General features: G+C 58.0%; 19 protein-coding genes. 8 read left to right on the top strand and 11 right to left on the bottom strand.

Features of this window, described 5'->3' with window-relative positions; translation table 11 throughout:
* Positions 1–181: 181 nt before the first annotated feature.
* From JKL48_RS14665 to mazG, 6 genes are all read right to left on the bottom strand, one after another.
* Positions 182–1,018: an energy transducer TonB gene (locus JKL48_RS14665; protein WP_201983737.1), complete on the bottom strand. Its 837-nt coding sequence runs from the start codon at positions 1,016–1,018 to the stop codon at positions 182–184.
* Between the two features lie 233 nt (positions 1,019–1,251).
* Entirely contained in the window at positions 1,252–1,998 is a 747-nt protein-coding gene (locus JKL48_RS14660) for an energy transducer TonB (protein WP_317191942.1), read from the bottom strand.
* Between the two features lie 77 nt (positions 1,999–2,075).
* A complete protein-coding gene (locus tag JKL48_RS14655; RefSeq protein WP_201983734.1) occupies positions 2,076–2,612 on the bottom strand; it encodes an ExbD/TolR family protein in 537 nt (178 codons plus the stop codon).
* Positions 2,613–2,664: 52 nt separating this feature from the next.
* Positions 2,665–3,294 (bottom strand): ExbD/TolR family protein, encoded by a 630-nt coding sequence (locus JKL48_RS14650; protein WP_201983732.1) that lies wholly within the window; start codon positions 3,292–3,294, stop codon positions 2,665–2,667.
* Positions 3,295–3,385: 91 nt separating this feature from the next.
* Positions 3,386–4,273, bottom strand: coding sequence for a MotA/TolQ/ExbB proton channel family protein (locus tag JKL48_RS14645; RefSeq protein ID WP_201983730.1), 888 nt, complete (start codon positions 4,271–4,273; stop codon positions 3,386–3,388).
* A gap of 272 nt (positions 4,274–4,545) precedes the next feature.
* Positions 4,546–5,397 (bottom strand): nucleoside triphosphate pyrophosphohydrolase, encoded by an 852-nt coding sequence (gene mazG, locus JKL48_RS14640; RefSeq protein WP_201983729.1) that lies wholly within the window; start codon positions 5,395–5,397, stop codon positions 4,546–4,548.
* 74 nt (positions 5,398–5,471) lie between these two features.
* Here mazG and glmM point away from each other — a divergent pair, with 74 nt between their 5' ends.
* The 4 genes from glmM (at position 5,472) to JKL48_RS14620 (ending at position 9,616) form a co-directional block, all read left to right on the top strand.
* Positions 5,472–6,869 (top strand): phosphoglucosamine mutase, encoded by a 1,398-nt coding sequence (gene glmM, locus JKL48_RS14635; RefSeq protein ID WP_201983726.1) that lies wholly within the window; start codon positions 5,472–5,474, stop codon positions 6,867–6,869.
* A 163-nt stretch (positions 6,870–7,032) separates the two neighbouring features.
* A complete protein-coding gene (locus JKL48_RS14630) occupies positions 7,033–8,202 on the top strand; it encodes a cysteine desulfurase family protein (protein WP_201983722.1) in 1,170 nt (389 codons plus the stop codon).
* Positions 8,203–8,431: 229 nt separating this feature from the next.
* Positions 8,432–9,145 carry a hypothetical protein gene (locus JKL48_RS14625; RefSeq protein ID WP_201983719.1) on the top strand — a complete coding sequence of 238 codons (714 nt, stop codon included), beginning with the start codon at positions 8,432–8,434 and terminating at the stop codon, positions 9,143–9,145.
* Between the two features lie 21 nt (positions 9,146–9,166).
* On the top strand, positions 9,167–9,616 hold the full coding sequence (locus tag JKL48_RS14620; protein WP_201983716.1) for a PRC-barrel domain-containing protein: 450 nt from the start codon (positions 9,167–9,169) through the stop codon (positions 9,614–9,616).
* 101 nt (positions 9,617–9,717) lie between these two features.
* On the opposite strand, the gene hemH is transcribed toward JKL48_RS14620, so the two are convergent.
* Positions 9,718–10,761, bottom strand: a complete 1,044-nt coding sequence (hemH, locus tag JKL48_RS14615) for a ferrochelatase (protein ID WP_201983714.1) — start codon at positions 10,759–10,761, stop codon at positions 9,718–9,720.
* Between the two features lie 129 nt (positions 10,762–10,890).
* On the opposite strand from hemH, the gene JKL48_RS14610 reads away from it, so the two are divergent.
* A complete protein-coding gene (locus JKL48_RS14610; RefSeq protein ID WP_201983713.1) occupies positions 10,891–11,910 on the top strand; it encodes an AraC family transcriptional regulator in 1,020 nt (339 codons plus the stop codon).
* Here the strand turns inward: JKL48_RS14610 and JKL48_RS14605 are convergent.
* Entirely contained in the window at positions 11,867–12,553 is a 687-nt protein-coding gene (locus JKL48_RS14605; RefSeq protein WP_201983710.1) for a hypothetical protein, read from the bottom strand. The two genes, JKL48_RS14610 and JKL48_RS14605, sit on opposite strands and share 44 nt — an antisense overlap.
* Positions 12,554–12,883: 330 nt before the next feature.
* Here JKL48_RS14605 and era point away from each other — a divergent pair, with 330 nt between their 5' ends.
* The 3 genes from era to JKL48_RS14590 all read left to right on the top strand — a co-directional run bounded on the left by era (position 12,884) and on the right by JKL48_RS14590 (position 15,682).
* Positions 12,884–13,780, top strand: a complete 897-nt coding sequence (era, locus tag JKL48_RS14600; protein ID WP_201983709.1) for a GTPase Era — start codon at positions 12,884–12,886, stop codon at positions 13,778–13,780.
* A gap of 152 nt (positions 13,781–13,932) precedes the next feature.
* A complete protein-coding gene (der, locus tag JKL48_RS14595) occupies positions 13,933–15,261 on the top strand; it encodes a ribosome biogenesis GTPase Der (RefSeq protein ID WP_201983707.1) in 1,329 nt (442 codons plus the stop codon).
* A 166-nt stretch (positions 15,262–15,427) separates the two neighbouring features.
* Positions 15,428–15,682: a hypothetical protein gene (locus JKL48_RS14590; RefSeq protein WP_201983705.1), complete on the top strand. Its 255-nt coding sequence runs from the start codon at positions 15,428–15,430 to the stop codon at positions 15,680–15,682.
* A gap of 165 nt (positions 15,683–15,847) precedes the next feature.
* Here JKL48_RS14590 and JKL48_RS14585 read toward each other — a convergent pair whose 3' ends face one another.
* The 3 genes from JKL48_RS14585 to JKL48_RS14575 all read right to left on the bottom strand — a co-directional run bounded on the left by JKL48_RS14585 (position 15,848) and on the right by JKL48_RS14575 (position 17,654).
* Positions 15,848–16,432, bottom strand: coding sequence for a hypothetical protein (locus JKL48_RS14585; RefSeq protein ID WP_201983704.1), 585 nt, complete (start codon positions 16,430–16,432; stop codon positions 15,848–15,850).
* 107 nt (positions 16,433–16,539) lie between these two features.
* Positions 16,540–17,340 carry an N-acetylmuramic acid 6-phosphate etherase gene (gene murQ / locus JKL48_RS14580; RefSeq protein ID WP_201983792.1) on the bottom strand — a complete coding sequence of 267 codons (801 nt, stop codon included), beginning with the start codon at positions 17,338–17,340 and terminating at the stop codon, positions 16,540–16,542.
* A 71-nt stretch (positions 17,341–17,411) separates the two neighbouring features.
* The gene (locus JKL48_RS14575; protein ID WP_201983703.1) at positions 17,412–17,654 is read right to left on the bottom strand and encodes a cytochrome b5 domain-containing protein; all 243 of its coding nucleotides are present in this window, start codon (positions 17,652–17,654) and stop codon (positions 17,412–17,414) included.
* Between the last annotated feature and the right edge of the window lie 55 nt (positions 17,655–17,709).

Here is a 17,709-nt window from a genome sequence, read left to right as displayed (position 1 = left end):
ACAAACCGAAAAACCGGCCTTAAAGGTTCGGCCGGTTTATTCTTCCCCCAAAACCAGCCCACAAAAGAGCCGAAAATTAGCCGCTTTTCATAGCTGCGACCAACTTTCGGCATCTCAGACACATTACTGAAACAGAAACACCGCCGCTAAACCAGGGTTGACTAGGGTTGAGATAACAGGGCTATTCGAACTGAAACGTAATGGGCAGGGTGAAGCGAACGGCTACTGGCCGATGGTTTTGCAGGCCCGGCGTCCAGGCGGGCATTTCTCTTACCACGCGGGCCGCCGCTTCCTCAGTGCCATAGCCCAAGCCCTTAAGAACCGTCACCTCGCCAATGCTTCCATCAGTCTGCACCACAAAGCTCACAAATACCCGCCCCGAAGCTTGCGCGGCCAATGCCGCTGCTGGAAAGCGCAAATGCTTCTGCAAATAGCGCTGCAAAGCCGCGCGGCCACCCACAAAATCAGGCATCACCTCGGCTGTTAATACTGCCTCAGGTGCTGCGGCCGGAGCTGGCCGGGCCGTATCTACCCCCGTACCCGTACCCGTTGCCGTTCCGATGCTACCCGTAGCGCCGGTAGTATTTTCTGCTCCAGTAGTTGCGGGGCCTACAGGACCCAAGCCCTGCGGCAAATCCGAAGCAGTCGTGGGTTTCACCTCCGGGTCAGGCACCACGTGCGTTTGAATCGTTGAGTGCGGCGTTACTGTCACCGCTGGCGGTACCGCCGCAGGAGTAGGTGGAACCAAGGGCTTCGTCTTGGGCAAAACGTAGTTGCCCGGCTGAGTTGGGAGCACATTGGGAATGCTAGTCGTAGGCTTTACAGTCACTTCCGGATAGAAGTAATGAATAGCCAGCGGCAAAAGCAGGAGCAAGGAGCAGGCCGTTATCGCAATAAAAAGCGCCGACCCTAAGTGGCGCTGATACGACCGCCGCAGTTGAAATGCACCGTAGGCCTTGTTGCGCCCTTCGAAGACAATGTCATCGAGTGAGCCAGTGAGGGTGATGAGCGTGGACATAACGCTGACGAAAGGTTGAAAGGGTTAAACCAAAGGCCACGCGGGCGGGGCATCTCCGCCACTGGCTTGCTCGGTTACAACGCATTAGCGCTCGGTGTAGTATGCAAGCATACCTAACTGCCCATCTTTTTCTTCCACTAGGTGAATCGGCCTGAAAACAAAAAACCCCAAACTGGGCCGTTAGGCACTGTTTGGGGTTTTATAGAGCATTAGCAGAAGCCAATGCTGGTTGGTTATTGAATCTTGAAGGTAATCGGCACCGTGAACGATACGCTAACGGCGCGGCCGTTCTGCTTACCAGGGATAAACTTAGGCAGCGTTTTTACCGCCCGAATCGTCTCCTCGTCCAGACCGGAGCCCAGACCTTTTACCACTTTCACATCCGAAACGTCGCCTTGGGCATTCACCGTGAAGCTCACGAAAATGCGGCCTTCAACTTGGTTACGGAGTGCCAGAGGCGGGTATTTGGTTGCTTTCTGAATGGCTGCAACAATGGCACCGTTGCCACCGCCACCGGGCAGTTGCGGCATTTGCTCCACGTAGGTGTAGACTTTATTCTCTACTACCTCTTCAACTACCTTGTCGCCTTCGCCCGAAAGTTCGGTCAGGTCCGGAGCATCGGTGTTACCTTTTACGGTTACCGTCGACACAGCCTTATCCTTCAACTCTTCCTGGTCTGGCACCTCTTCCTTTTTCACTTCCTCATCCTTTTTCACCACCGGGGGGGTAAACTTGATGGTTGTGAGCTTGGGCGGCGGGGGTGGGGGCGCCTCAGGCGGCGGGGGTGGGGGTGGGGGCTTGGTTTCGTCCAGCGGGGGAGCGTCCATTAGCACGTTCTCCTGCAGATTCTTCTTGGGCTCCTTCGGCATCTTCTCTTTCAGATACTGAGCGATAAGCGGGAAGGCAACCAGCAGAATAAACAGCGAAGTGGCAATAATCAACGCCCGCGTGACGTGGCGCTGGTACAACCGACGAAGCACATAAGCTCCGTACGCCTTGTTACGGCCCTCAAAAACGATGTCGTTTAAGCTAGCCTTGGCGATTTGCGCATTGTCCATCATAAGGCTGAGTCTTTAATAAGGGTCAGGTCGTCTTGAGGCACCTTCACCAGCGCGTATTTCTTCTGGTTGGTGATGTTCATCTCGTCCAGGATATCTACCATGTTTTTGTACTTGGCATCTTCCGTGGCTTTGATGAGGATGATAGGCTCAGGCTTCTGGCGCTGGCGGTCCAGCAGGACCTGCCGAATGCCATTGGCTGAGAAATTGGTAACCTTCAGCTCCGGCTTCGCTACCGTCTTGTCGAGCGGAGTATTCAGGCCGAAGTAGTAGTACGCTTTGTTGTCTTTGCCGAGGATGATGGTCATGGCTTGCGAAGCCTTGATTTTAGTGTCCTCAACGTCGTCGGTCTTCTTCACCGGCATCGTGAGCTGCATCACGTTGGGCTTGGCGAAGGTGGTGGTCAGCATGAAGAAGGTGAGTAGGAGGAAGGCCAGGTCCACCATTGGAGTCATGTCGATTTTAGTCGACATTTTTTTGGCCCGCTTCTTCCCACCCTTACCACCGGAGTCGGCTTTGCCTTGAATTTCTGCCATGGGATTTACTTAAGTGAAAGACTGAAGAATCAGCCGTAACAATTGCTAAATGTTAGCGGGTTGCAACGGGCTTGTTTTCCATGTCCGTGATGAGGTTGAAGCGGTTGATGTCCTTCTCCTGCAACACCTTGATTACCTGCTGTACCGTGGGTACATCGGCATCGCCGTCGCCTTTGATGGCGATGTAAGTAGGCTTGTGGAAAATGGCCTGGTTGGCCCGGCGGGCTTCCAGTACCCAATCAATCAACTGGTTGTTGAGTGAATCGAGAGGTACACCCGGCTGCTGCTTGTTTACCTGCTTGCGGGCTTCCTTGTCCATGTTGAGGTAGGAACCGAGCTGGGTGATGGGCAGGCCGAAGTTGGGCAGGTCGCCAAATTCCTTGGCCTGCTGCGCGGTAAAGTTGACGCCGTATTTCGCGCCTACTTTCTGCAGGGCCTGGATTTTGGTTTGCTTGGCGTCGACGCCAAAAAAGACGCGCTTGTTTTTGTCGACGGTGAGCGTAATTACGTTGTTTTCGGGCAATTTAAGCTCCGAGATGGACGACGGGGTGTCCACCACCACGGATTCCTCGGGGGCAAACTTGGTGGTGAGCATGAAGAATGTCACCAGCAAGAAAGCCAGGTCCACCATCGGCGTCATGTCGAGCGACGGCGAGGTACGGTGCGGTTTTACTTTAGGCATTGCGAGGTGGGGTTAAAAGGGGGCGACTCGTTCCGTAGAACGAATCGCCCCGCGTTTTAGTGCATCAGCAGAGACGCCGACCGAACGGAAATTAAACCGAGCGGGGCGAAGCCGTTGCCGTGCTGCCGTGCTGGCCAGCAAACGTCTGGATGATGCTGAAGCCAGCCTCGTCGATGCTGTAGGTCAGCTCGTCAATTTTGCTGGTGAAGTAGTTATACGCTACGATGGCCAGAGCCGAAGTACCGATACCGAGTGCCGTGTTAATCAGCGCTTCCGAGATACCGTTAGCGAGTGCTACGGCGTCAGGAGTACCGGCCTGCGCCAGAGCGGCGAAGGCGCGAATCATGCCGAATACCGTGCCGAGCAGACCCGTCAGGGTGGCGATAGAGGCGATGGTGGAGATGATAACGAGGTTCTTTTCCAGCATGGGCAATTCCAGCGCGGTGCTTTCCTCGATTTCTTTCTGGATGGCGAGGACCTTCTGGTCGGTGGTCATGTTGGTTTCGCGCACCATTTCGTTGTACTTCATCAGGCCGGCTTTCACCACGTTGGCTACCGAGCCTTTCTGAGCGTCGCACACGGCCAAAGCGCCGTTGATGTCGTTTACGTTCAGCTTCTGACGCACCGAACGCACGAAGCTTTCGATGCCTTTCGAGCCCTTGGCCTTCGCAATGGTGAGCATACGCTCAATCGAGAAGGTGATGACGCACAGGAACATAGTGAGCAGGAACGGCACGATAAAGCCGCCTTTGTACACCACACCGAGGTAATCGCCGGGGTTGGGGTTGTTTTCGTTGTTGCCGCCTTGGAAGTGGCTGGCATCACCAAACACGAATTTGTAAACGCAGTAGCTGATAACGAAGGCCAAGATGATAACTATCACAGAGAACAGCGAGGCACCACCGCTGCTTTGGGCTTCGGCTTTGGCGGCCGTTGCGGCGGGCCGTGGGCTCGTGTTCGTGGCATTTTTCTGTTCCATTGTTCCGGAGTGTTTGGGTTGTTGAGTGGAGTAGTTGAATTGAGTGGGTAAAGAAAATGCAAAAAGTTGGTTAGGGGCGCTGGGCGCGGCAAAAGCACAAATGATAATCCCGAACGAATAGGACTAAAATGGCACTTACCGAAGTCCAAACCACCCACTGGGCCGTCTTAGCTGGGCAAACCTAACCAAAAAGTGTGGCCTGACCAAAGAAAACTTGGCCGAACCCATCAGAAACGCAAGCCAACGCGCCGATAAATACGACAACGCTAATTCTAGCTCTTGGGTTGGGCAAGTTGTTTTTTAGCATCTTCCCAGTACACATCCATTTGGGCCAGCGTGAGGTCGGCAAGGCGTTGGCCACTGGCCGTTGCAGCTGTTTCGAGGTACTGAAACCGGCTGATAAACTTGCGATTGGTGCGTTCAAGCGCCTCCTCGGGATTGATGCCCGCGAAGCGCGCAAAATTCACCAGAGAAAATAACAAATCGCCAAATTCGTCGGCTGCTTTTTCGGCATTCATCTTCGTGGGGTCGCCGTGGCTGTATTCGTCGCCAAACTCGCCCAACTCTTCTTTGACCTTTTCCCATACCTGCGCGGGCTGCTCCCAGTCGAAGCCGGCACCCCGGGCTTTTTCCTGAATGCGCATGGCCTTTACCAGGGCCGGCAAGGAGGTGGGCACGCCGCCGAGCACGCCGGCCGTGTTGCCTTTTTCTTTCAGCTTAAGCTGCTCCCAGTTGCGTTTCACGGTGTCCTCGTCATCGGCCTGCACGTCGCCATAAATGTGCGGGTGGCGATAAATGAGCTTTTCGCATTGCGCATTGAGCACGTCGGCAATGTCGAAGGCACCTTGCTCGGCGGCAATGCGGGCGTAAAAAATCAGGTGCAGCATCACGTCACCGAGCTCCTTCTTCAGGTCGGGCAGGTCGTCGCGCAGGATGGCGTCGCTGATTTCATAGGTTTCCTCAATGGTGAGGTGGCGCAAACTTTGCAGGGTTTGCTTTTTATCCCAGGGGCATTCGGTGCGCAGGCGGTCCAACACATCGAGCAGGCGGCCAAAAGCTTCGAGTTGTGCCGGACGTCGGGCGCTGGTAAGCAGAGCAGTAGGAGGAGAGACGGGGTTTTCCATTGTTCCAAAGATAAATGCCGGTGTCGCCAACCGGCTGCTAATGCCTAATTTTGGTCTTTCTAAAATTCTACTCCGTGACACTCATTAAATCGATTTCCGGCATTCGCGGCACCATTGGCGGACCGGTTGGGCAAGGCCTGACTCCGCTTGACGTGGTGAAGTACGCCGCCGCATATGGCACTTGGGTGAAAAGCCAAGTTGCAGACAGTAAGCTGATTGTCATTGGTCGCGACGCTCGTATTTCCGGCGAAATGGTGAGCCGGCTGGTGGCCGCTACCCTGCAAGGGCTGGGCCTTGATGTGTGCGACCTGGGCCTGAGCACCACGCCCACCGTGGAAATGGCCGTGCCCGCGAAGAAGGCGGCCGGTGGCATCATCCTCACGGCATCGCACAATCCTAAGCAGTGGAATGCCCTCAAACTGCTGAATGCGCAGGGCGAATTCATTTCGGAAAACGATGGACAGCAGGTGCTGGCTTCGGCCGAAAGCGAGGACTTTGACTTCGCGGCCGTGACCAAGCTGGGCCAGTACACCACGGACGCTACCTTCCTCAAAAAGCACATCAAAGCCATTCTGGCCCTGCCGCTGGTGGATGTGGAAGCCATTAAGGCCCGAAATTTCCGGGTCGTGGTCGATGCCGTAAATTCTTCGGGTGGCATTGCCGTACCGCTGTTGCTGGAAGCGCTGGGCGTGAACACCGTGGAGAAGCTGCACTGCGAACCCACTGGCGACTTTGCCCACAACCCCGAGCCGCTGCCCGAACACCTGCGCGACATTGCCAAAGTGCTGGAGAAGGGCGGCTTTGACCTTGGCATTGTGGTGGACCCCGACGTGGACCGCCTGGCGCTGGTGAGCGAAAATGGCGAAATGTTCGGCGAAGAATACACGTTGGTAGCCGTGGCCGACTACGTGCTGAAAGCCTTGGGCGGCGGCAACACCGTGAGCAACCTGAGCAGCACCCGCGCTCTGCGCGACGTGACCGAGAAAGCCGGTGGCAACTACGCCGCCGCCGCCGTAGGCGAGGTAAACGTGGTGACCATGATGAAGGAAACCAACGCTGTAATTGGCGGCGAAGGCAACGGCGGCATCATCTACCCGGAGCTACACTACGGCCGGGATGCTTTGGTGGGTATTGCGTTGTTCCTGACGCACTTGGCCAAGTCGGGCCTGGCCATGAGCCGGTTGCGCAATTCATACCCCGGCTATTTTATTTCCAAAAACAAAATTGAGCTGACCCCGGATATCAATACCGATGACGTGCTGGCCAAGATGGAAAAACGCTACGCTAAGCAGCCGGTGAACACGATTGACGGGGTGAAAATCGAGTTTGATAAGGAGTGGGTGCACCTGCGCAAGTCCAATACCGAGCCCATCATTCGTATCTACGCCGAATCGGATTCCAATGCCACGGCCGACTACTTGGCTCAGAAGATTATTGGCGACATCAAGGAAATAATTGCGGTGAAGGCTTAGGGCTTGACCAAAATTTGGTGCGGAGCCCTTGAAAGTCAGGCGGGCTTGCGGCAGGCATTTTCTGGTGTCGGGACGGTTCCGGTGAAAACTGCGAGCTTTGCACACCCAATTACCTGGACGGTGGGCGCACCCACGCCCGCCGTCCGGATTTTGCCCCACCGCCATGACCCCAACCCTCTCCCCTGCACCCGCCTTCGTTTATTTCGATAATGCCGCCACCACGCCCCTCGACCCGGAAGTGCTGGACGCTATGCTGCCTTTTCTGAGCCAGCATTACGGCAACCCAAGCAGCCTGCACGGGGCCGGCCGGCAGGTACGGGCCGCCATCGAAAATGCGCGCAAAACGGTGGCACACCTCATCAATGCCGCTCCTGCCGAAATTTCCTTCACGAGCTGTGGCACCGAGGCCGATAATTATGCTGCCTTCGGCAGCGTGCGCTCATTGGGCCTGAAGCACGCCATCACGTCGCCTCTGGAGCACCATGCGGTGCTACACCCCCTGCAGGCATTGGAGAAAAGCGGCGAAGTCGAGCTGCACTACGTGCGGCACGATGCGCAGGGCCGGCTCGATTTGGGGCATCTGGAAGAAATGCTGGCAGCACAGCCCCGCACCTTCGTGAGCCTAATGCACGCCAACAACGAAATCGGCAACCTCAATGACATTGAGGCAATTGGCGAGATTTGTGCCCGCTACGATGCCGTGTTCCATACCGATACGGTGCAGACCATGGGGCACTACCGCCATAACGTGCAGCAGCTGAAAAACCACTTTCTGGTGGGCTCGGCGCACAAATTTCACGGCCCCAAGGGCGTAGGCTTTCTCTATACGCGCAGCGGCTTGCAGGTAAATCCGCTCATTCACGGCGGCTCGCAGGAGCGCAACGTCCGGGCCGGCACCGAGAATGTGTACGGCATCGTGGGACTGGCCAAGGCGCTGGAAATTGCTGTGCGCGACTTGCCGCAGCACCAGGCGCATGTGCAGGCGCTCAAAACGCGCTTTGTTGAAAAACTACGGGCAGAAGTTGAGGACGTGCAGTTTAACGGCCTCTCCGAGCATGCCGACCACAGCCTGTACACGGTGTTGAGCGTGAGCTTGCCTCCGTCGGCCATCAGCGAAATGCTGTTGTTCAACCTCGATATCAGCAAGGTGGCGGCTTCGGGCGGCTCGGCGTGTACCAGCGGGGCGCAGGCGGGCTCGCACGTCCTGGACGCCTTGGGCTGTGACCCAGACCGTGCCACGGTGCGCTTCTCGATGAGCAAGATGAATACTGCTGCTGAAGTAGACTACGCCGTAGAAGCGCTAGCCAAACTCTACCGGCAGGTGGTTGCCTGATATTGTGCCAGATGCTCTACACGGGAGAATAGCAATTCAGCGGGCAAGTGGTTCGATGGCGGTTAGTGGGGCAGAGCGCAAGGCACGGAACTGGAAAATCGCCGCATTCGCTCCCATCGATGTAAGCTCGCTTTCGGTAGCGCGGCCACGGGAGAGCTGTGACGATATCAGCGAGCAATGACTACTTTTCGCCGGCCTTCGTACAAACGGGGCGAAAACAAGTTTTTGCATGGCTGACATCAACATTCAACGAAAGAAGGCGGCGCCCAGCCCGTGGCTGCTGGTGCTGCTGGCAATTGCGGCGCTTGGCATAGCGGCTTATTTTTTCCTGCGCCCCGACCCGACCGACGAAGCTGCGCCCAACCCCAATGCCACGCAGGCCCCGACGGATACCACCACTTCAAGAGCCGCCGATACCTTGAGCGCCCGCAATGCTCTGGAGCAGGCCAGCCACCGGGAGGCCATTGCCGATATTCCGCAGGGCGATACCGCCGCGAACCACGGTGCCACGCCGGGAGCCGAAGCATCTGATGATGCGGAAACGCCGGCTTCGCTGGCAGCCCAAGCAGCGACGAACCCGGCCGCACCTGCCTATGCATCGGACGGCTTGCAAAAACTGACTGCGGCCTTGGTTGCCCTCACCGACCGCGACGACCTGCGCGACCCCAGCACCACCGAGCAACGCGATAACCTGACCAGCGCCACGAGCCGCCTGGGCGAGCCCAACGCCAGTCTTCGCCCAGGATTTGTAGCAGCGGCCGGGCTCATCCGGGTGTTGCAACAAAAGGCTTACCCAGAGTTGGAGAGCGCCGCCAATGAGTTGGTTACCCTGGCCGGACGCTTGTCTGGCCGGAGCACTACGGCTGCCGAGCAAAAGCAGAATCAAGAATTTTTAACCAAAGCTGCTGCTGCCGTGCGCGTATTGAGTGAACCGGCGAAATGAGCCATACCTTGATAAAGAGCAATGGAAACTCCTGTATTGCGCCGCTTGCGCGACCTGACCGATTTTGAAGTAGCCGACGGCAACCCCGACGTGCGCGGCTGGACCGTGCGCGGCAATGATGGCCAGGCCCTGGGGGTGGTGCACGAGCTGATAGTAGAGCCTGAAGCCATGAAAGTGCGCTACCTCGACGTGGAACTGGATAGCCGCTTCCACATCAACGAGCACGAAAACCGTATTCTGCTGCCTATTGGGGCTGCTTCGTTGGACGACGACGGCGACAACGTGTTTGTGCCCGCCCTCAACGCCGAGTCGGTCCTGAACTACCCGCCCTACGTCGAAATCCAGATTACCCGCGAGTACGAAGAAGCCATGCTGCGCGCCCTGGGCAAAGAGCCCGCGGCCACCCCCCGCTTCTACGAACAGGAGTCTTTCGACACGGACAGTTTCTACAGCCGTCGTCGGGCTTCGTAAATCAATTGAACGGTGCTGCAACGCAAGCGCTTATTCAACAATAAAAAGCGCTGTCAAGCTAAGCTCGACAGCGCTTTTATCGTCTGGCAACTTGTTAGGCATTAACTGCGGCGAATCATGGCGGCCACGGCATCTACCCACTGCGGTTCTGAGTTCAGCGAAGGCACCAGCTGCCAGTGCTTGCCGCCGGCTTCCTCGAACATCTCCTTGAATTCTTCGCCGACTTCAATCGTCGTTTCGAGGCAGTCGGCCACGAAAGCCGGGGAGAAGGCCAGCACGTTTTTGATGCCCCTGGCGGGGAATTCCTTGAGCACTTCGTCGGTGTAAGGCTGCAGCCAGGGGTCGCGCAGGCGGCTTTGCAGGCGGCTCTGGAAAGCCACCGTGTACTGCTCGGGGCGCAAGCCCAGGCCTTCGGCCACCAGGCGCGACGTGGCAAAGCACTGGGCGCGGTAGCAGTACTGGTTTTGGGGGGTGAGGGTATCGCAGCAGCTGCCAAAGCGGCAATAGTTGGTCGGGTCGCCTTTTTTCACGTGGCGCTCCGGAATGCCGTGGTAGCTGAGCACAACGTGGTCGTATTGCTGCTTGGCCATCTCGGCCTTGCCCCGCGCCACAATGGTGGCAATGAAGCCCGGGTCGGTGGCAAACTGGCTGATGAAGCTGATGCTGGGCACCACCCACCAGTCTTTCACAATGGCCATCACCTTTTCCTGCACCGAGCCCGTGCTGGCCGAGGCATACTGCGGAAACAGTGGCAGCACGATGATGCGCTCCACGGCCGCCGTGCGCAGTTCCTCCAGCGCCTTCTCGATGCTGGGCTTCTGGTAGCGCATGCCGAAGGCCACCACGTATTGTTCCCCCAACTCGGCCTGCACTTTCTGCTGCAAATCGAGGCCGTGGAAGAGCAGAGGAGAACCACGCTCGGTCCACAATTCCTTGTAGATTTTGGCCGACTTAGGCGCCCGCAACGGCACTACCAGGCCCTGAAACAGCGGGTAGCGAATGGCGGCCGGCATGTCGACCACCCGGCCGTCGGTGAGGAATTCGTTGAGGTAGCGCCGCACGTCGGGCGTATTGGGCGAGTCGGGCGTGCCGAGGTTGACGAGCAGCACGCCAATGCGAGCGTTGGGCGAAGTAGTGGAATTCATTGGGGCAAAGTTCGGAACTATAGCGTGGACTCTGGGAGTACGCGCTACATTGGCTTGCCAAGCAAACCGCCCGGACCGTTCTTGGTTCGACGCCCCGGCCGTAATTGCAACCAGATTCAGCCCTGACGCATGACGCCGCCTGATACCCTTGCCGCTTCCTCCCTCAACCTGCTGCTGTGGGTAGCCGGCCAGCACGGCGCCGACGTGCCCGCGCTCAGCCAAGCCATTGGGTTTGACCCCGCCGCCGCGGCCGGTCCCGATGCCCGCGTGCCCCTGGCCACCATTCAGCGCCTGTGGCCGCTGGTGATGGAGGCCACGCACGACCCGCACTTCGACCTGCACATTGGCGGCCACATCAACTTCGCCACCGCCGGCACGTTGGCCTACGTGCTGATGCACGCACCCACGGTGGGCGCTGCCATCACGCAGCTCTGCCGCTACCAGGACGTGGCCTGCCAGGGCGTGCGCACCTTCCAGACACCTGCCTCCGAGTGGCCCGGCGGCATTTGGCTAAATCTGGAACTAACCAGCCCCGCCATCGTGCACCCGCAGTACGTGTTGAATTCGGAGCTGTCGATTTACCTGGCTGCCTTCGCTACGCTCACCGGCCAGCCCGTGCTGCCCCAAGCCGTTCGCATCGCCTACCCGCGCCCCACCGACACGCGGGAGCACGAGCAAACCCTCGGAACGACGAATCTGGCGTTTGACGCGCCATTCACTCAGGTCGCGTTCGATGCGGCCACCCTGGCGCTGCCCGTGCTGCACGCCAACCCAGCGCTGTTTCCCTTGTTTGAGCAGCACGCGGCGGCGTTGCTGGCCCAACTGCCCACCAGCCAGCCGCCCACGCTGGCCGAACGGGTGCGGGGCGAGATTGTGCGCCTGCTTAAGGGCGAAGCGCCCACTCTGGCCGCCGTGGCCGACTGCCTGCACCTGGGCGTGCGCACGCTTCAACTCAAGCTCAAAGAAGCTGGCCACACCTACCAGCAGCTGCTCGGCGCCGTGCGCAGTGAACTCGCCCAGCGCCACCTGCGCGAGTCCCACCTGAGCATCACCGACGTGGCCTTTCTGCTGGGCTATTCCGAGCCGAGCGTATTTGTGCGCTCCTTCAAGAAATGGACGGGGCAGACGCCGGGCGCGTTTCGCCGATAACCTCCCGGTTGTGGTCGACCCAATAGGCCAGCAGCACCGTCAGCCACATGAGCTGCCCGCCCCAACCAATAAACGCAACCGAAGCCGGCGGCGGGCTAAAAAGACTGGACAGATGTACCAATACCAGAAAGGCCACCAGCCCCAGCAAGCCATAGCGCCCCACACCGTTGCGGGCCCGGGTGCGGCGCACGTACAGCCACAGCCCCACGCCCAACAAGGCAAACTCTACCACCTGCGTAATGGCCAGGTGGTTCCACAGCCCCATTCCCAGCAGCGGCGAATGGCCGGGATACAGCGGCAAATCGGGCTGGTGCACCACCAAATCGAGCAGCCAGTGGCTGGGCACCAGCAGGCCCACCAGCAGCGCCCCGTTGGCGTTGCGCTTTACCAACCAGTAGAGCAGACCCAGCAACAGGCCGCCCACCAGCTCGCCCAGCAAGCTGTGCGTGAAAGGGTAATGCACAAAATCGAAGGGGTTGGTGGCGGTGGCGTTCGGCACGATGTTCACGCGCTCCACGCCGAGCAGAAGCAGGGTGGGCCACACCAAATCGGCCAGCTGCGCGGCCAGAAACAAGGTGCCCAGCGACACGCGGGGCTGCTGCGTCTTGGCGCCGAAAGCGACGCCGAAATGTCCGAGAAACATATAGCTGCGGGTTAGAAGATGGATGCGTTGGAGAACATGACAAAGGTCCGGCCCCGCCCCAGCGCCCTTGCTGACGATTTCCGCAAATCGAATTGACCAAAAGCGAAATTCTGTGTGCTCTATGCAGTGCTACTAGCCCGTCATGCCGAGCGGAGCCGAGGCATCTCGCGTGCCACCACTAATTCTTTTTTCTGACGATTGAATGACTACCCCACGCGAGATGCCTCGGCTGCGCTCGGCATGACGCTCAACCTACTCCTTTCAGCGCCACCTAGCTTTTCCGCCCCGAAAGCCGTACCTTTGCGGCCCTGATTATCAAACCCATCCATCGTGAACCCCGAAACTAAACCCCACCGCGCCGGCTTCGTGAGCATCATTGGCAAGCCCAACGTGGGCAAGTCCACGCTCATGAACGCGCTGGTGGGCGAGCGGCTCAGTATCGTCACGAGCAAGGCCCAGACCACGCGCCACCGCATCCTGGGCATCCTCAACGGCGATGATTTCCAGCTGATTTATTCCGATACCCCCGGCATTATCCAGCCCAAATACGAGCTGCATAACGCCATGATGTCGTTCGTGTACTCGTCGCTCGAAGACGCCGACGTGGTGCTCTTCGTGACGGATATCTACGAGAAGCACGACGAGGAGCCCGTAGTAGAACGCCTACGAAAGATGGTGGACACGCCCATCATCCTCCTCGTCAACAAAATCGACCAGGCCGACCAAGCCGAAGTAGAAGCCAAGCTGGCCTACTGGAAAGAACAATTGCCCAACGCCGCCGAAGTCCTGCCCATCTCGGCCCTCAACCATTTCGGCACCGACGGCGTGCTGCAGCTGGTGCTGGAGCGCCTGCCCGTCCACCCGCCGTATTATCCGAAAGACGAACTAACCGACAAGCCCGAACGTTTTTTTGCCGCCGAAATGGTGCGCGAGAAAATCTTCAAACTCTACAAAAAGGAGATTCCCTACAGCTGCGAAGTTGTCATTGAGGAGTTTAAAGAAGAAGACGCCATCATTCGCATTCGCGGCATCATCTACGTCGAGCGCAGTAGCCAGAAGGGCATCGTCATCGGCCAGGGCGGCGAGGCGCTGAAAAAAGTAGGCACCTGGGCGCGCGAGGAAATGGAGAAGTTCTTTATGAAGAAAGTCTTCCTGGAGCTGCACGTAAAAGTGAACGAGAACTGGCGCACGGATGCGAAAGCACTGAGCCGGTTCGGGTACCAATAGCGCTGTAGCGCGGACTTTGTAGTCCGCGACTCCACAATCTATTACAACTCGCGGACTAAAAGTCCGCGCTACACTATTTCCGACCATCTATAACATAAATAACCCCGGGCACTGCCGAATCTAGGTCGGGTCGGCGGCTGGGGCCACACATCATGTCAAAGCAAAACACGGTCGCCATCGTAGGGCGGCCCAACGTGGGCAAATCCACGCTTTTCAACCGCCTCGTGGGCCAGCGCAAGGCCATCATGGACAACGAGAGCGGCGTGACCCGCGACCGCCATTACGGCTACGGCGACTGGATTGGCAAGAACTTCACCGTGATTGACACGGGCGGTTATGTGCACAACTCGGAGGATATTTTCGAGGGCGAAATCAACAAGCAGGTGAAGCTGGCCATCGAAGAGGCCGACGTGGTGCTCTTCATGGTAGATGCCGACGCCGGCGTGCACGGCCTCGACGAGGAATTTGCGCACGTGCTGCGCCGCTACATGGGCAAAAAGCCCATTTACCTAGTGGCCAACAAGGCCGACACCAACCTGCGCGCCAACGGCGTGGGCGAGTTCTACTCGCTGGGCCTGGGCGACGGCGAAATCTTCGCCATCAGCAGCCAGAACGGCCACGGCACCGGCGAACTACTCGACGCCGTGGTGAGCCACTTCGACGACCCCGGCATCGAGGAGCCGGAGTCGGAGATACCGCGCATTGCCGTGGTGGGCCGCCCCAACGTGGGCAAGTCCAGCCTCGTGAACTTGTTGCTGGGCGAAGACCGCAGCATCGTGACCGACATTGCCGGCACTACGCGCGACTCGATTTCGGCCCGCTACAATGCCTTCGGCAAGGAGTTCATCCTAGTTGATACCGCCGGTTTGCGCCGCAAGGCCAAGGTGAGCGAGGACGTGGAATTCTACGCCAACATGCGCAGCCTGCGCGCCCTGGAAGAGGCCGACGTCTGCATCGTGATGCTGGACGCCAGCCGCGGCATCGAAGCCCAGGACGTGAACATTATCACCCTGGCCGACAAGAACCGCAAAGGCATTGTTATTCTGGTGAATAAGTGGGACCTGGTGGAGAACAAGGATACCAACACGGCCAAGGAATTTGAGGCGAAAATCCTCGAAAAGATTGCCCCCATCTCCTACATTCCCGTCATTTTCATCTCGGTGCTGAACAAGCAGCGCGTGCACAAGGCCATCGAAACGGCCATTGAAGTGTACCACAACAAGCGCCGCAAAATCCCGACATCGCAGCTGAACGACGTGATGCTGAAGGAGATTGAGAAGTACGGCCCGCCCGCGCTCAAGGGCAAGATGATTCGCATCAAGTACGTGACGCAGCTGCCCACGCACAACCCCGTGTTCGCCTTCTTCGCCAACCTGCCGCAGTACGTGCAAACCAACTACACGCGCTACCTCGAAAACCGGATGCGCGAGCATTTCGACTTCACGGGCGTGCCGATTGGCATTGTATTCCGGAAGAAATAGCGGGTTTGGTTGCTGCGAAGGAAGTAGCTCATAAATTCTTCACATATTTTCAGCATCTCGGGTTACCTTTTTTTAGCAGGAGTATAAAGCCTCGAATTTGGAGCTTAGCCTCGGCAGAAGCTCCAAAAATGCTTGAAAATCAATTACATTTAAAACAAACCCCAAGATGAAAAAAGTATTGTTCCTCGCCCTGGCCCTCGGTTCGTTCACCTTCTCGTCGTGCGACAGCAAGAAAGAAGACGCACAAGAGCAGGTTGGCGAAAACGTGAAAGAAGCTGGCGAAGCCAAAGCTGATGCCATGGAAGACAAGGCTGACGCCGTACGTGACTCGGCTGATGCTAAAGGCGAAGCCATCCAGGATAACGCTGACAAAATGGACGCTGCCGGCACCACCACCACCACGACCGAGGTTAAGAAGTAATTCTGGCCGCTTCGGGCAACAAAAAAGCCTCTCCGGCAACGGAGAGGCTTTTTTGCGTTTGGGTGGTAGCGGCGTAGTGCGAACTTTGTAGTTCGCGTCCAAAAACGAGTCGTTGAAATGGCGCGGGGACGCGAACTACAAAGTTCGCGCTACTGAACTATTACACTACAACTCGGTTTCGGGCATTCCCAGCCGACGATTCAGCAAATTGTCTACGACTTCGAAGAGACGGCGCGGCTCGTAGGTGCGCCACGGCAGGTCGTCGAGCTGGCCGCCGAAATTGACGTAATTGTCAACGTTGTACTGCTTCATTTCGCGCAGCACGTGCTCTTGGAAGTTTACGCCGGCAATCCAGCCTTCTTCCACATCCTCATACCATTCTTCGTAATACTCGTCGCCGGAGCCGTGGAAGTTGAACACGTTTTCGCCGATGAGAATGAACTTGCGGATGCCCTCATGGGTCAGAATATCGATGATATTCCGCTTGAGCTCCATGATGTCGTTTTCGATGGCATCGTTCCACTCGCCGATGAATTCGAGCACGGCAATGCCCAGTTCGTAGTCGGCAAATAGGATTTTGAAAAACAGCGTGTCCGACCCCAGGCTGTCCCACTGCGGGTGGATGTAGTAGCCGTAGATGGTGTTGGTGTAGGTATCGAGGCTGTTTTCGGCTTCGAAAAGCGGCGAACGAGGGTCTTCGGATGCCGAGTATTGCTCAATCCAGTTGTAGTGCGGCTCGATGGTGTGCATGGGGCGAGTAGAGCACACGTTTTAGCTTGTGCCTCCCTAGAAACGCCAGTAAGGCCGAATCGTTCGCCCGAAAAAATAAGCCCGTGAGACACAAGCTAAAGCATGCACTACCGCTTGAAAGCATCCAGAGCCGCCCGCACGCTGCCGTGCTGCTTCAGCAGTTGCGCGGCTTCGGCCTGCTCAATGCCGAGCTCATCCATCAGCATGCGCTCGCCGCGGTCGACCAGCTTCACATTGGAGAGCTTCATGTCGACCATTTTGTTGCCGCGCACATAGCCCAGGCGGATGAAGGTGGCCGTAGTGAGCATGTTGAGCACCATTTTCTGGGCCGAACCAGCCTTCAGCCGCGTGCTGCCCGTGATGAATTCCGGCCCGGTCACCACCTCCACCGGAAACTCAGCGGCTGCCGCCACTGCCGAGCCGGCATTGCATACCACGCAGCCGGTGGCCAGGCCCGCGGCCCGCGCCCGCTGCAGCCCACCGACAACGTAGGGCGTGCGGCCCGAGGCGGCAATGCCCACCAGCACATCCTTCGGGCTGATGTTGTGGGTTTGCAGGTCCTTCCAAGCCTGTTCGGCGTCGTCTTCGGCTCCTTCCACCGCTACTCGAATGGCCCCGTCGCCGCCGGCCATGATGCCCACCACCATCTCGGTGGGCACGCCAAATGTGGGCGGACATTCCGAAGCATCAACCACACCCAGCCGCCCGCTGGTGCCCGCCCCAATGTAGAACAGCCGGCCGCCGTCGCGCAGGCGGGCCACCGTGGCATCCACCAATGCTTCTATTTGCGGCAGGGCTTTGGCTACCGTTTGCGGCACGGTCTGGTCGAGCTGGTTCATGCCGACCAGCAGCTCGGTGGTGGAAAGGGTTTCGAGGTGGTTGAATTCGGAGGGGGCTTCGGTGGTCATCATAGTGCGTAGAACAGGCTTGGGCTTGTTCAATAATGGGTTTTGGGGCGACAAACAAGCCAAAGCCTGTTCTACACAAGTTGGCCCACAACGGGGAAATTATCGAATACGTTGGCCGTATGCGGAGCATCCTTGTCCAGCTCGGCGGTTAGGTCCTGGCCGGCCCAGTGCTCGTAGTGGTTGCCGCGCCGCCACAGCCGCGAGCGGCTCACGTCGTAAATCCGGCCCTGATACGCCACCCAGATTTCGTCGCGGTCCTGGCCGTTGCGCAGAGCCAGCTGGTTTTTGGTGTAGGAGGGGAGCGTTTCAGGCATGTAAAAGCACGTCATGCGGAGCGCAGCGAAGCATCTTTACCGCGCAATGCAATCT

Origin of the sequence: Hymenobacter rubidus (assembly GCF_016734815.1) — a bacterium.
GTDB classification, from domain to species: Bacteria; Bacteroidota; Bacteroidia; order Cytophagales; family Hymenobacteraceae; genus Hymenobacter; species Hymenobacter rubidus.
The sequence above is the reverse complement of the archived record's forward strand: the minus strand, read 5'-3'. Positions and strand labels throughout refer to the sequence as shown.

What these genes read in the sequence shown, in the direction of transcription:
- JKL48_RS14655 (WP_201983734.1), bottom strand. Translation starts at nt 2,612, where the DNA reads ATGGCAGAAATTCAAGGCAAAGCCGACTCCGGTGGTAAGGGTGGGAAG.
- JKL48_RS14630 (WP_201983722.1), top strand. Translation starts at nt 7,033, where the DNA reads ATGACCCCAACCCTCTCCCCTGCACCCGCCTTCGTTTATTTCGATAAT.
- JKL48_RS14620 (WP_201983716.1), top strand. Translation starts at nt 9,167, where the DNA reads ATGGAAACTCCTGTATTGCGCCGCTTGCGCGACCTGACCGATTTTGAA.
- JKL48_RS14650 (WP_201983732.1), bottom strand. Translation starts at nt 3,294, where the DNA reads ATGCCTAAAGTAAAACCGCACCGTACCTCGCCGTCGCTCGACATGACG.
- murQ (WP_201983792.1), bottom strand. Translation starts at nt 17,340, where the DNA reads ATGACCACCGAAGCCCCCTCCGAATTCAACCACCTCGAAACCCTTTCC.
- JKL48_RS14575 (WP_201983703.1), bottom strand. Translation starts at nt 17,654, where the DNA reads ATGCCTGAAACGCTCCCCTCCTACACCAAAAACCAGCTGGCTCTGCGC.
- JKL48_RS14585 (WP_201983704.1), bottom strand. Translation starts at nt 16,432, where the DNA reads ATGCACACCATCGAGCCGCACTACAACTGGATTGAGCAATACTCGGCA.
- JKL48_RS14665 (WP_201983737.1), bottom strand. Translation starts at nt 1,018, where the DNA reads ATGTCCACGCTCATCACCCTCACTGGCTCACTCGATGACATTGTCTTC.
- JKL48_RS14605 (WP_201983710.1), bottom strand. Translation starts at nt 12,553, where the DNA reads ATGTTTCTCGGACATTTCGGCGTCGCTTTCGGCGCCAAGACGCAGCAG.
- JKL48_RS14645 (WP_201983730.1), bottom strand. Translation starts at nt 4,273, where the DNA reads ATGGAACAGAAAAATGCCACGAACACGAGCCCACGGCCCGCCGCAACG.
- JKL48_RS14590 (WP_201983705.1), top strand. Translation starts at nt 15,428, where the DNA reads ATGAAAAAAGTATTGTTCCTCGCCCTGGCCCTCGGTTCGTTCACCTTC.
- JKL48_RS14610 (WP_201983713.1), top strand. Translation starts at nt 10,891, where the DNA reads ATGACGCCGCCTGATACCCTTGCCGCTTCCTCCCTCAACCTGCTGCTG.
- hemH (WP_201983714.1), bottom strand. Translation starts at nt 10,761, where the DNA reads ATGAATTCCACTACTTCGCCCAACGCTCGCATTGGCGTGCTGCTCGTC.
- JKL48_RS14625 (WP_201983719.1), top strand. Translation starts at nt 8,432, where the DNA reads ATGGCTGACATCAACATTCAACGAAAGAAGGCGGCGCCCAGCCCGTGG.
- der (WP_201983707.1), top strand. Translation starts at nt 13,933, where the DNA reads ATGTCAAAGCAAAACACGGTCGCCATCGTAGGGCGGCCCAACGTGGGC.
- mazG (WP_201983729.1), bottom strand. Translation starts at nt 5,397, where the DNA reads ATGGAAAACCCCGTCTCTCCTCCTACTGCTCTGCTTACCAGCGCCCGA.